The sequence below is a fragment of the Streptomyces sp. NPDC025651 genome, assembly GCF_055558735.1.
Map to the genome: position 1 here is coordinate 400942 of NZ_JBVHLZ010000001.1, position 12989 is coordinate 413930.

At 72.5% G+C, this 12989-nt stretch carries 10 protein-coding genes; 4 read left to right on the forward strand and 6 right to left on the reverse strand.

Annotation, left to right across the window (positions count from 1 at the left end; translation table 11 throughout):
• Positions 1 to 88 precede the first annotated feature (88 nt).
• Genes ettA through ACZ4D5_RS01755 form a run of 3 tightly spaced genes read left to right on the forward strand, consistent with a single transcriptional unit; the run spans position 89 to position 2881 of the window.
• Complete coding sequence (gene ettA / locus ACZ4D5_RS01745; RefSeq protein ID WP_467770330.1) at positions 89 to 1753, forward strand: energy-dependent translational throttle protein EttA; 1665 nt, start codon at positions 89 to 91, stop codon at positions 1751 to 1753.
• Positions 1754 to 1760: 7 nt separating this feature from the next.
• Positions 1761 to 2195, forward strand: coding sequence for an acyl-CoA thioesterase (locus tag ACZ4D5_RS01750; RefSeq protein WP_362339282.1), 435 nt, complete (start codon positions 1761 to 1763; stop codon positions 2193 to 2195).
• Positions 2192 to 2881, forward strand: coding sequence for a DUF8010 domain-containing protein (locus tag ACZ4D5_RS01755; RefSeq protein ID WP_467770331.1), 690 nt, complete (start codon positions 2192 to 2194; stop codon positions 2879 to 2881). The genes ACZ4D5_RS01750 and ACZ4D5_RS01755 overlap by 4 nt, the downstream gene beginning before the upstream one ends.
• 109 nt (positions 2882 to 2990) lie before the next feature.
• Here ACZ4D5_RS01755 and ACZ4D5_RS01760 read toward each other — a convergent pair whose 3' ends face one another.
• Positions 2991 to 3404 (reverse strand): globin, encoded by a 414-nt coding sequence (locus ACZ4D5_RS01760; RefSeq protein WP_362339287.1) that lies wholly within the window; start codon positions 3402 to 3404, stop codon positions 2991 to 2993.
• Between the two features lie 137 nt (positions 3405 to 3541).
• Between ACZ4D5_RS01760 and ACZ4D5_RS01765 the strand changes: the two genes are divergently transcribed.
• Positions 3542 to 4501: a methyltransferase domain-containing protein gene (locus tag ACZ4D5_RS01765; RefSeq protein WP_467770332.1), complete on the forward strand. Its 960-nt coding sequence runs from the start codon at positions 3542 to 3544 to the stop codon at positions 4499 to 4501.
• A gap of 20 nt (positions 4502 to 4521) precedes the next feature.
• Here ACZ4D5_RS01765 and ACZ4D5_RS01770 read toward each other — a convergent pair whose 3' ends face one another.
• The 5 genes from ACZ4D5_RS01770 to ACZ4D5_RS01790 form a co-directional block, all read right to left on the reverse strand.
• On the reverse strand, positions 4522 to 5880 hold the full coding sequence (locus ACZ4D5_RS01770) for an FHA domain-containing protein (protein ID WP_467770333.1): 1359 nt from the start codon (positions 5878 to 5880) through the stop codon (positions 4522 to 4524).
• Between the two features lie 121 nt (positions 5881 to 6001).
• On the reverse strand, positions 6002 to 7360 hold the full coding sequence (locus tag ACZ4D5_RS01775) for a vWA domain-containing protein (RefSeq protein WP_467770334.1): 1359 nt from the start codon (positions 7358 to 7360) through the stop codon (positions 6002 to 6004).
• A gap of 141 nt (positions 7361 to 7501) precedes the next feature.
• Positions 7502 to 8911, reverse strand: a complete 1410-nt coding sequence (locus ACZ4D5_RS01780; RefSeq protein ID WP_467770335.1) for a PP2C family protein-serine/threonine phosphatase — start codon at positions 8909 to 8911, stop codon at positions 7502 to 7504.
• 2 nt (positions 8912 to 8913) lie between these two features.
• On the reverse strand, positions 8914 to 11607 hold the full coding sequence (locus ACZ4D5_RS01785) for a serine/threonine-protein kinase (protein WP_467770336.1): 2694 nt from the start codon (positions 11605 to 11607) through the stop codon (positions 8914 to 8916).
• Positions 11604 to 12923, reverse strand: coding sequence for a coiled-coil domain-containing protein (locus ACZ4D5_RS01790; protein WP_467770337.1), 1320 nt, complete (start codon positions 12921 to 12923; stop codon positions 11604 to 11606). The genes ACZ4D5_RS01785 and ACZ4D5_RS01790 overlap by 4 nt, the downstream gene beginning before the upstream one ends.
• Positions 12924 to 12989 lie beyond the last annotated feature (66 nt).

A 12989-nucleotide genomic window follows, 5' to 3' on the forward strand; every position in this document is an offset into this window, starting at 1 on the left:
CCCCGGACCATACTGGTTTCCGCCGAGGCCTAGCCGTACGGCAAGATGGGGTGTATCTGCCCACTCACTGATTGCCGGACGGTTTCTCTTGGCTGAGTACATCTACACCATGCGCAAGACGCGCAAGGCGCACGGCGACAAGGTGATCCTCGACGATGTCACCTTGAGCTTCCTTCCTGGCGCGAAGATCGGTGTCGTGGGCCCCAACGGCGCCGGTAAGTCCACGGTGCTGAAGATCATGGCCGGTCTTGAGCAGCCGTCGAACGGTGACGCGTTCCTGTCGCCCGGGTTCACCGTCGGCATCCTCATGCAGGAGCCGCAGCTCGACGAGTCCAAGACCGTCCTGGAGAACGTGCAGGACGGCGCCGCCGAGATCATGGGCAAGCTCAAGCGCTTCAACGAGGTCGCCGAGCTCATGGCGACGGACTACTCGGACGAGCTCATGGAGGAGATGGGCAAGCTCCAGGAGGACCTGGACCACGCCAACGCGTGGGACTTGGACGCCCAGCTCGAGCAGGCCATGGACGCGCTCGGCTGCCCGCCCGGCGACTGGCCCGTGGTGAACCTCTCCGGTGGCGAGAAGCGCCGCGTCGCGCTCTGCAAGCTCCTCATCGAGGCGCCCGACCTGCTGCTCCTCGACGAGCCCACCAACCACCTCGACGCCGAGTCGGTGAACTGGCTGGAGCAGCACCTCTCGAAGTACCCCGGCGCTGTCGTCGCGGTCACCCACGACCGGTACTTCCTGGACAACGTCGCCGAGTGGATCCTGGAGCTCGACCGCGGCCGCGCCCACCCCTACGAGGGCAACTACTCCACGTACCTGGAGAAGAAGCAGTCCCGGCTCAAGGTCGAGGGGCAGAAGGACGCCAAGCGGGCGAAGAGGCTCAAGGAAGAGCTTGAGTGGGTTCGCTCCAACGCCAAGGGGCGGCAGGCCAAGTCCAAGGCGCGCCTTGCCCGTTACGAGGAGATGGCCGCCGAGGCGGACAAGATGCGGAAGCTGGACTTCGAGGAGATCCAGATCCCGCCGGGCCCGCGCCTGGGCAACATCGTCGTCGAGGTCGAGAACCTCTCGAAGGCCTTCGGCGACAAGGTCCTCATCGACGACCTGAGCTTCACGCTGCCGCGCAACGGCATCGTCGGCATCATCGGTCCCAACGGCGCGGGCAAGACCACGCTGTTCAAGATGATCCAGGGCCTGGAGAAGCCGGACTCCGGCAAGATCCGGATCGGTGACACGGTCAAGGTCAGCTACGTCGACCAGGGCCGCGCCAACATCGACCCGAAGAAGACGCTGTGGGCCGTGGTGTCCGACGAGCTCGACTACATCAACGTCGGGCAGGTCGAGATGCCGAGCCGCGCGTACGTCTCCGCCTTCGGCTTCAAGGGGCCGGACCAGCAGAAGCCGGCCGGGGTGCTCTCCGGTGGTGAGCGCAACCGCCTCAACCTGGCGCTCACCCTCAAGGAGGGCGGCAACCTGCTCCTCCTCGACGAGCCGACGAACGACCTGGACGTCGAGACCCTGTCCTCGCTGGAGAACGCGCTCCTGGAGTTCCCCGGTGCCGCTGTCGTGATCTCCCACGACCGCTGGTTCCTGGACCGGGTCGCCACGCACATCCTCGCCTACGAGGGCGAGTCCAAGTGGTACTGGTTCGAGGGCAACTTCGAGTCGTACGAGAAGAACAAGATCGAGCGTCTCGGTGCGGACGCGGCCCGTCCGCACCGTGCCACCTACAAGAAGCTGACCCGGGGCTGACACTGACATGAGTCGGCATATCTACAGCTGCCCCATGCGGTGGTCGGACATGGACGCCTTCGGGCACGTCAACAACGCCGTCTTCCTGCGGTACCTGGAAGAGGCGCGGATCGACTTCATGTTCCGGATCGCGCCGGGTGACGGCAGCCCCTCGTTCTCGGGCGGGTCCGTCGTGGCCCGTCACGAGATCGACTACGTACGGCCGTTGGTGCACCGGCACGAGCCGGTCACCATCGAGTCGTGGGTGACGAAGATAGGCGCGGCCTCGCTCACGATCTCCTACGAGGTCAAGGACCCCGAGCAGGTCTACGTGCGGGCCTCCACGGTCGTCGTGCCCTTCAACCTGGAGGCGCAGCGGCCCCGGCGGATCACCGCCGAGGAGCGGGCCGTCCTGGAGGAGTACCTCGACGACGCCGACGGTGCGGGGGCGCTTGCCGCATGACCGCGCGGCTCCACTTCGCCGATGCCGGGGAGGCGGCGGACCTCGCCGCCTTCCTGGCACGGCTGATCCACTACGACAAGGCCGCCGCGGTGCGGCTGCAGGCCGCCGGGGACACGCTCGCCGTGTTCGGGCGGCCGCCGTCGTTCGAGGTGCTTGCCGTACGGACGGCGCGGCTCGCCAAGCCGTTCGAGCACGGGCTCGACACCACGCTCGACGTCACCGTCTCCGCCGGTGAGTTCCTGGAGTCGGTGGGGGAGTCGGTGGAGGCCGTGGAGACCCGGGGCGTTGCCGCGGTGCCGCAGGCCGTGACCGGGCCGCCCTGGGCCGGGGTGCTGCCGCCTCGGGGCGGGTGGCGGGTCGTCGAGCCCGGGCTGCCGGGGATGGACGCGGTGCGGGAGCTCGTGGCTGCCGCCGTCGCCGAATTCAAGGCGCGCGTCGGGGAGTTGGCGCCGGAGCGCCGGGTCCGGACGGAGCTCGATCGGGTGGGGCGGGAGATCTGGTCCCGGTCCATCGGCGGTACGGGGGTGCCCGTGCGGGCCGTGCACGCGGCCCAGTCCCTGGGGTTCTTGCGGGGGGATTCGCTGACGTTGCTGTCGTCCGGGGCGTGGCTTCGGGTGCGTACGGCTTATGGGTCTGTGGCGGTGAAGCGGGCCGGGGTGGGCGGGCTCACGGTTACGCCTGCTTGATCCCGGCGCTCCCTGGACCCCCGTGCCGGTACCTGTTGTCAGGGAACGGGCACGGAGGCCCCGGGCGTTGGCCTCCGAGGTCTGGGCCTCAGCCTTCGGCCGCCGGGTGTCAGCCTTCGGAGTTCACCATCGACGCCGCCGCGTACGTCAGGTAGTTCCACAGCGTCCGCTCGTGCTCCTCGGAGAGGCCGAGCTGGTCGACCGCCGTGCGCATGTGCTTCAGCCAGGCGTCGTGCGCGGCCCTGTCGACCGTGAACGGCGCGTGCCGCATGCGCAGGCGCGGGTGGCCGCGGTTGTCGCTGTAGGTGCGCGGACCGCCCCAGTACTGCATCAGGAAGAGCGCGAGGCGCTCCTCGGCGGGGCCCAGGTCCTCCTCCGGGTACATGGGCCGCAGCAGCGGATCCTCCGCGACCCCCTGGTAGAAGAGGTGCACCAGGCGCCGGAAGGTCTCCTCGCCGCCGACCTGTTCGTAGAAGGTCTGCTCCTGAAGCGTGCCGTGTGGGATCTCTTTCACACGTTCCATGGTCTCAGACGGGGCGGCCGAGTACGGAAGGCTTAGGACCCCGGGGATCCCGCCGGTGGATCCGCCCGGTGGATCTCCCGCCGGATCATCCCGTTCCGCCACTCGCATCGGCGGCGACGGCGCAGCACAGTGGACCTATGGAACCCGACCCTGCACTCGTGGCCGAGGCCCGGGCCGCCCTCGTGCGAGAGATCGAGGCGAGCGGGGCATGGCAGGGCGCCCCCGTCTGGCGGGCGGCGTTCGAGGCCGTGCCGCGGCACCTGTTCGTGCCGTACTACTACGTGGGCGTCGGCGGCGGGTACGAGCGGCTGTGGGGCGAGGACCCCGACGCCGCGCGCCGCGCCCGCTGGCTGCGCGGGGCCTACACGGACGCGCCGCTGGCGACCCGGGTGCGCGACGGGGAGCTCCTGTCCTCCAGCAGTCAGCCGTCCCTGATGGCGAAGATGCTCGACGAACTGGACGTACGGGAGACGGACCGCGTCCTGGAGATCGGCGCGGGCACCGGATACAACGCGGCGCTGCTCGCCCACCGGCTCGGCGACGACCACGTCACGACCGTCGACCTGGACCCGGAGATCACCGAGTCCGCGCGGCGGCACCTGGCGGCCGCCGGATACCGCCCCGCCGTGGTGACCGGGGACGGCGCGGCCGGCTGCCCCGAGCGCGCGCCCTACGACCGGATCATCGCCACCTGCACCCTGAAGTCGGTGCCACGGGCCTGGCTCGCCCAGTGCGGACCCGGCGCCCGGATCCTCGCGCCGCTGGCCACCGGCCTGATCGCGCTGACCGTGCGGGACGCGGAGCACGCCGAGGGGCGCTTCCTGCACACGCCCGCCTACTTCGTGCCGCTGCGCGGCGGCAGCGGCAGGGCCCCGCTGGATCAGCACGTCGGAGGGCTGCCGCGCAAGGTCCTGCAGAGCGAGCTCTTCCGCTTCCTCCTGGAGCTGACCGCGGGCAGCCTCGATCCGCACGAAGCGCTCGCGCTGTGGCAGCGCGAGGGGCGGCCGGTGCGCGAGCGCTTCGGGGTGACCGTGCGCGGGCGGTACGAGTGGGCCTGGCTCGACGACCCCGAAGGGCCGTACGTCTGGCCGCTGTGACCGCCCGCGTGACGGGGGTTTCAGTCGCGGCGGACCGTGATCGTCGTCCAGGCGCCCACGTGCACCTGGTCGCCGTCCTGGAGCGGGACGGGGACGAACGGCTGGATGGGCTCCTCGCCGCCGTTGACCGTGGTGCCGTTGGTGGAGTTCTGGTCGACGACCGCCCAGCTGCCGTCCGGCTGCTGGACCAGGACCGCGTGCTGGTGCGAGACGCCCGGGTCCTCCGGCGGCACCGACAGGTCGATGTCCGGGGTGTCGCCCGTGGAGTGGCGCCGGCGGCCGATGCTGATCTGGTTGCCGGTCAGCGGGCGCTGCTGCTCGGGCGAGTACGCGGGCAGGTTCAGGCCCGACGCCTCGGGGCCGCTGCGCTGCATCATCGCCATGAAGTACTCGCGGTCGGGACCGATCGTCGCCGTCCACGTGCCGGGACCCTGCGGGGCCTGGGGCTGCGGAGGCTGCGGCTGCGGGGGTCCCTGCTGGAAGGGGTCCTGCGGCGCGGCCGGTCCCTGTTGGAACGGGTCCTGCTGGGCCGGGCCCGACGGCGGCGAGATCACCCAGTCGTCACCGCCACCGCCGAAGGACGGACCACCGGGGCCGGGCGGCGGCGGGGGCGGACCCTGCGGGCCACCCGTCTCCTGCGGGAACGCGGGCGGCGCGGGCGGACCCGGCTGCTGGAACGCCTGCGGGGGACCGGGCGGAACCTGACCGGGGCCGGGCTGACCGGGGCCCTGAGGTCCCGGCTGGCCGGGGCCCTGCTGGCCGGGGCCCTGCTGACCGGGGCCCTGCTGACCGGGGCCCTGCGGGCCGGGGCCGGGCTGGCCGGGACCCTGCGGCCCCGGCTGGCCGGGACCCTGCGGCCCGCCGTTGCCGAACGGCGGGATCGGCTCGGCGGGGCGGTTCATCTGCGAGGGGCGCGAGCCCTGGTACTCGTACGGGTCCTGGCCGGGCCCGCCGGGACGTCCCGGCGGGCCGCCGGGCGGCTGCTGGAACTGCTGGCCGGGGTGCGGCGGAGGCGCACCGGGACCGCCGCGCGTGCCCGGCAGCGGCGGGTTCGGCGCGGCCGGGGTGTACGAGGTCGCGGTGTTCGTGAGGAAGTTCCAGCGGCACTCCTCGCAGAACGGCGCGTTCGCCTCGCGGGGCGTGCGGCACTGCGGGCAGAGCTCGCCCTCGGGCGCCGGGTCGGGCACGGCGGCCAGGTGCGGGCGGCCCGGAGCGGGCTGCGGGAAGCCCGGGTCCTGGCCGGGCGGGGGCGGGGGATAGCCGTACCCGGCCGCGGGGGGCGGCGGGGGCGGCGGTGGTACGGCACCGGCCATGCGGTGACCGCAGACCTCGCACCAGTCGTCGGAACCCGACTGGTGTCCGTTCGGGCAGGTCGGCATGTCGGCGCTTCCCCCTCTCCTTCACCGGCCCGAGGGCCGTGTCATGGCTGTACGTCGTCGCGGGGACCGTGGCGCGGACGCGCCCCGTCACCGCTTCTTCACGAGTGCTTCTTCTGCTTCTTCACGACTGCTTCTTCACGCGAACAGTCTTCGTCGACCGCGTCTCGAGTGTCATCTCGTCGGCCTCGGCGACCTTCGCCTTCAATCGAACAGTACCTGCCGCGGCATCCACGACGTCCACCACCTTCGAAAGCAGTTTCGCCGTATCCGCGTTGCCCGAGGCGCTCGCGAGCTGAACGGCACGGCCCAGCTTGGCCGTTGCGCCGTCGACATCTCCCGATTTGCGGGCGTCCAGACCCTGCTGGATGACTTGTGCCAGTTCCGCCTGGCCCGTGTAGTGCGCGACCTGCGGATTGATCGAGGTGGAGGCCGCCATGTCGTCCGTCCACACGGCCCGCACCAGGCCCTGCGAGAGGGTCTGCACGCTGCCGTCGCTCTGCGGCACGACGAGCGAGACACGGGCCGCGAGCATCTCCTGGCCCAGTTCGGCGCCCGGCACGTACACACAGATGTGGTAATCCCGTGACTCGTCGCCCCAGGACCCCGTGGGGTAGTCCCCGGCGCGCGGTCCCACCTCCGTGCGGCGGTCGGTCAACTCCTCGACCGTGGGCGCCACTTGCTTGACGAACCTGATCTCCACGCCCATCGGCGTCCACAGCCGCAGGCTGACGTCGGCGACCTCCTTGCCCATCGCCGCCTCCATCATCTGCGTGAAGTCGGCGGCGAGCCCGGCCGGGTCGGCGACGATGTCGGCGGTACCGAGCAGCGCGGAGGCGATCCCTGTGACCTCCTTCACCTCCCAGTCCGTGCCGACGCCGCGGGCGTCGCAGGTGAAGCGGCCCGCGCAGGAGTCGAGGGCGGCCTTGAGGTCCTCGGGCGACTCGTGTTCGTTGCGGCCGTCGGTGAGCAGGATGCCGTGACGCACCGAGGACGCCGCGACCTCGGCGGAGGCCAGGAGGCGGTCGGCCAGGCGCAGCCAGGTGCCGATCGCCGTGCCGCCGCCCGCGCTGAGCTTGCGCAGCGCCTGCTTGGCCTGTTCACGGGTGTGGGAGTCGGCCACCGCGAGGCGGCCGTTGCCCGGATAGACCTCCTTGGCGACGTGCGTGCCGCCGATCACCGCGAAGTGCACCCCGTCGCGCACGGCGTCGATCGCGGCGGCCGTGGCGTCACGGGCGCCCCGCATCTTCGTCGGCGGGTAGTCCATGGAGCCGGAGCAGTCGACCATGATCGCCACGGCGGCGTCCGGACTCTGCCCCGCGGTGTACAGATGCGGGGCACTGACCGCGGAACCGATCGTTCCGCCGCCGGTCGAGGTGACCGTGGCGATGGCGTTGACCTCGCGGCCGCCCTCCGGCAGGAACTCGTTCTGATAGACGTCGACCGAGAACTGCGGCACGTTCGACTTCGAGAAGTTGGCCATGGATGCTGCTCCCCCTCAGATCCTCAGACAGTCGTCCCCCGCCTCCCCCAAGTCGGCGGGGTGACACGTGTGTTGGCGCTTCCGTCCGCGTCCGCGCGGGCGCCGGGAGCGTCCGTGCGGACGCCGGGTGGTGCGTCCGCTCTAGGCCGATCCTGCCCCTTGCGGCACGAACGGGAACGGGACGACCGCCACTGTTACGTTGTCGTGGCCCCCGCCGTCCAGCGCGTGGCCGACCAGGACCTGGGCGCTGTGCAGTGGCCGGTCCGCGGCGTCGTAGGGCACGGCGTCGGCCATCTCGTCGACCGCTTCCGCGTAGTTCCACAGACCGTCCGTGCACACCACCACTACACCCGCACGGTCCGGCTTGAAGGAAGCGGTGTGCGGCTCCAGTTCGTACGCGTCGGCGCCGAGCCAGCCCGTGATGGCGTGCGCGCGCTCGTCGGCGTACGCCTCGGCCTCGTTCATCAGGCCCGCGGCGACCATCTGCGCGGCCCACGAGTCGTCCTCGGTGAGGCGGACGGTGGGGCCGCTGCGGTCGTCGGGGACCCAGTAGGCACGGCTGTCGCCGACCCAGCCGACCACGAGGAGGCCGCCCGCGACGACCGCGCCGACCAGGGTGCACGCGGGAGCGTTCTGGTGCGGGCTGTGCTCGCGGGCCGAAGCGGGCTCCGCGGCAAGGGCGTTGACCGCGTCGGCGGCCGAGAGGATCGCGTCGTGCATGGCCTGCTGCGGGTGCGTGCCGCGCGGCAGGGAGCCCTGGAGGGATTCGTTGGCGGCGCGGGAGGCGGCGAGCGAGGCCTCGTCGGGGCGGGTCGCGGAGGAGACGCCGTCGCAGACGATCGCGACGACGGCGGGGGAGCCGTCGGGCAGCGCGGCCGCGGAGATCGCGAACGCGTCCTCGTTGCGGTGGTGGCGCAGACCGCGGTCGCTGACCGCGGCGACCGCGTCGAGCTCCTGCTCCATGTGGTCGCGCTCGCGCGGCTGGGCGTGCCCGCAGTTCTCGCAGTACCCGTCCGGGTCGACCCGGCCCGAGCGGCAGGCGACGCAGAGCTTCGTGCCCGCGGGGGGCGTGGGGTCGGGTGCGGTCGTACGAGGGTCCGCCGCGGCAGCGGCGGGAGCGGGGGCGGCCGGGGCGGGCAGCGGGTACTCGTCCGGCTCGGCGGGACCGGTGGCCGGAGCGTCCGGGACGGCCGGGGTGCCCGGGACGTCCGGGGTGCCCGGTGCGCCCCCCTGGCTCTGCGGAACGGGGTTCTCCGGAAGCTCGGAGCCCGCCGAGTCCGTGCCCTTCAGGTCCGTCGGGAGATGGGTGGGCACCGGCACGTCGGAGCTGTCGACGTCCGGGGCGACGGGCCACTCGGCAGACGGCCCGGCAGACGGCCCGGCGGCCTGCCCCGCCGCGGCGGCGGAGCCGTTGGGAGAGACCTCGGGTGAGGCGTCGGGCCGCGCCGGCACCGCCGACAGGTCGAACCCGCACGCACCGCAAAACAGGTCACCCGACTCCAGCGGCTCCTCACAGCTGGGGCAGGCAGACAGCTGGGGCATCTGCGACATACTCACACCCACGTCCGGGGGCGGAAACGGTTGGCCCGCTCCACCAGTTCGATCCTCTCCTGGCCACCCTGAGCGAGCCGGGCCAGTGTCCGGTACGAACGCTCCAGACCGAACCGGAGACCACGCTCGTCCAGGTCGCTGCCGAGCAGTACGGTCCGCGTGCCGGTGGTGGCCGGTGGCGCGGAGGCGTGACCAGAGTGCCTACCGGAGAGTACCCAGTCGAGCGCCGTCCCCAGAACCTCGGTCGACAGGCGCTCCTTGCGCACCGCGTCGAGCCCGAACCCCGCAAGGGCCTCGACCTGCCCCGCGGCGGCCGTCAGGTCGTCCAGGAAGGCCGAGCCCGGCGATGCCGCCGTGTCCGACGTCATACGCTGCCGCAGCCGCGCCCGCACCGCCGCGACCCGGGCCGCGGTGTAGTGGATGGAGGACTCCGGCACCGACTCCAGGGTGCGCACGGCGCCCGTCCTGTCGCCGGCGGCGAGCCGCACGCGGGCCAGGCCGAACGCGGCGCTCACATGGCTCGGGTCGGTGGTCCACACCAGGCGGTAGTACTCGGCGGCGTTGTCCAGCTGGCCGAGGACCTCCGCGCACACGCCGAGCGCCAGCTTCGGCGCGGGCTCGCCGGGGAAGGCGTCGTACACCGCGTCGAAGGACAGCGCCGCGTTCTCGAAGTCGCCGGTCGCCAGGGCCGCGACGCCGCGGTACCAGACCACGCGCCAGTCGTCCGGGTGCTGGAACTCCAGGTCGGCCAGGGCCTCGGCGGCGGGCGCCAGTTCGCCCATGGCGAGCCGGGCGCGCAGGCCGCGCAGCTGCAGCTCCAGGGAGTCGGCGGGCGCCGTGCCGAGGGCGGAGATCAGCTCGGCGGGCGCGGACGCCATGAGGCCGGCGAGGAAGCCCGCGTTCGGGTCGCCGGGATCCACCAGGGGGATCGGCAGCGCGAGGGCCGTCGCTGCGGCGTCGATGCCGCGGACGATGCCTCCGGTGGCGGCGGAACCCGAGGCGGTCGTGGAGCCTGTGGGGGCCGTGGTTCCCGGGGCGGACGTGCCCCCTGGGATGGACATGACCCCTGGGGCGGACGTGGTCCCTGCGGTGCCCTGGGAAGCCGTGGACGTGCCGAGCCCCGCGCTCGCGGAGATCGCGCCCACGGGGATCGTGCCCGCGCGGGACGGCAGGGCCCGGCCGTTCCCGGAGCGGGTCGCGTCGGCGCGCGCCCCCAGGACGGACACCTCCCCGGCCAGCTCCGCGAACAACTCCGTGTCCGGGACCTTCACTTCGGGCCCGAACAGGGTGGAGAGCGCGGGTCGCGGCCGGCCCGTCTGCAGCGCCACGACCTCCCGCAGGACGCCCGTGAGCTGCTCGGCCATCTCCTGCGCGGACGCGAAGCGGCGGGCCGGGTCCGGGTCGGTGGCGCGCACCAGGAGCCGGTAGAACGACTCGTACGTCCGGAAGACCTCGATGTTGTCGGGGTCGGGCAGGGAGTCCACGAACACGTTCGTGTAGCCCTGGAAGTCGAAGGTCAGGACGGCGAGCGTGCGCGCGACCGTGTAGAGGTCGGAGGCCACCGAGGGCCCCGTCTCGGCGACTTCGGGGGCCTGGTAGCCGACCGTTCCGTAGATCGCGGACTCGTCGTCGTCCATCCTGCGGACCGCGCCCATGTCGATGACCTTGAGCTGGCCCTCGGTCTGGATGGCGTTGTCCACCTTGAAGTCGCAGTACAGGAGGTTGCGGCTGTGCAGGTGGCCGAGGGCTTCGAGGGCCTCGATGCCGTACGCGCAGGCCTGCTCGACCGGCAGCGGGTCGCGCCGTCCCTCGGCCGTGCGGCGGCCGTTGGCGATCTCCTTGAGGGACTTGCCGCCGACGTACTCCATGACGATGTAGCCGTCCATGGAGCCGGTGCGCTGGTCGAGGTGCTCGACGAAGTTGTAGATCCGGACGATGTTGGAGTGCTCGATCTCGGCGAGGAAGCGGCGCTCGGAGATCGCGGCGGCCATCGCGTCCTGGTCGCCCGTGTCGAGCAGGCCCTTGAGGACCACCCAGCGGCTGGACACCGCGCGGTCGATGGCGAGGTAGACCCAGCCGAGTCCGCCGTGCGCCAGGCAGCCCACGACCTCGTACTGGCCGTGGACGATGTCGCCCGGGTTCAGCTTCGGCACGAAGGAGTAGGGGTGGCCGCACTTGGTGCAGAACCCCTCGGTGCGGCCCGGCCGTTCACCGCGCGCACGCCCCACCGGAGCCCCGCAGTCCGAGCGCGAGCAGAACCGCTTCCGCTCGGGCACCTCCGGGTTCTTCTGCACCGCGCCGCGCGGGTCGGGGCGCGGCACGTCCGGCACCTCGACCAGGCCGACGCCCAGGCGCCCGCGCCCGGACGCGCCTGCCGCGGAGCCCGAGCTGCGCACCGACACCGAGCGGGACGTCGAACTGCCCGACAGGGACCGGGACAGCCGCCCCGACACCGACCTGCGCGAGGACTGCGAACGGGACGAACGGGAGGACGTGCGTGAGGAGGAGCGGCCGCTGGAACTGCCGGACCCCCGCGACCCCTTGCCGCCGCCGGTGATGCCGGTGGGCGAGGAGCCCACCATGCCGTTCGGCGCGACGACCGGGGCGAGGCCGCAGGTGTCGCAGTACAGCTCGCCGCCGCCGACGTCCTCGTACGACCCCGTGCATCCGGGCCGCTGACACTGTCGTTGGGTCACGTCTCCCCCCTCCGGTCGGTGGGCCCGCCCTGCTGCGGGACCCTCGGCGCGAGCACCTCCGCGGCGGCCTGCTGATAGCGGAGCACCGCCTGTTCGGCCACCCGCAGATCGCAGGGCGCGCTCCACAGCATGCGGCGCGCCGCGTCGTACCGCTCGATCAGGAGCGGGTCCTCGGCGTGGCCGAGCCGTGCGACCTTCGCCTTGTACGCGTCCAGGCGGCCGCGCAGCTCCGCGCGGACCGCGAGCGGAGCCGTGACGGCGGTCAACGACTCGCGGGCGCGCAGCAGTTCGTCCTCGGCCTTCTGCTCCAGGGACTCCAGGAGCGGCGAGAGGCGGTGCCACTGGGCGTTCCTGCGGTAGTCCGATGCCATCGCCAGCTGCTCCTGGAGAGCGGTCGGCGGGCCGCTGACCGCGGGCACCTCGGAGGCGGCGATCTTCGCGAGGACCTCGCCCCGGGCGTTCCTGGCCTCCGCGAGGGTGCGGTCCGCGCGCGAGAGCACGTCGCGCAGCCTGCCGAGGCGGGCCTCGGCGTCCTGGCGGACGGTGAGCACCGCCTCGATCTCGCGGCGCACCTCCTCCAGGGCGCGGGCCTCGCGGTCGTAGCGATCGGTGGCCGGGCGGCCGCCTCCCGGCGCCGAACTGCCCTCCGCGCGCTGCCAGAAGGCGATCGGGTCGGAGACCACCTGCTCGCGCAGGGCGGTGAGGGTGCGCGTGATGCGCTCCAGGTCGTCGCCCGAGGGGTGCTCACCGGGGCGTACGCCCACGGAGTGCGCGAGCTGGCGGGTGCGGGCCAGTTCGGCGGCGAGCAGGTCGATGCGGGCGGGCAGCGCCGACCACACCGCGTCGGCGGCGACGACCATGTCCAGGGAGTCCGCGTACAGGTCGTTCATGCGGGTCACCAGCTCTTCGAGGGTGAAGCGCTCGGTGAGTCTGGCGGGCCCGGTGATCGAGGGGGCGGTGCCGGCCGTGGAGCCGCCCGCGACGGTCACGGACTCGCCGCGCAGCAGCTCCGTGAGCTCGACGAGGTCGTCACGGCTGGGCCAGCGCCTGCGCTCGCGCAGCTCGTGCGCGGTGCGCAGGGCGCCGGCGTAGGCGTCGAAGTAGGCCCAGAGGAGCGTGATCCGGCTCTCCGTGGCGATCCAGCGCTCCTGGGTGACGCCGGTGAGCCGGGCGCCTTCCAGCAGGCGGCGTCCGGCGTGGTCCTGCAGGGCGAGGAGCGAGGTCTCGATCGCCTCGTGCTCGGCGTCGAGGCGCGCCAGCGCACGGTCCACCTCGTCCCGGTCCATCACCGGACCGGGGGGTCCCGCGACGCTCATCGATCACCTCTCCGCTCTGCGTTGCCGTTCTGTCGTCCCGTAACTCTTCAGTGGTATCAGGTCAGT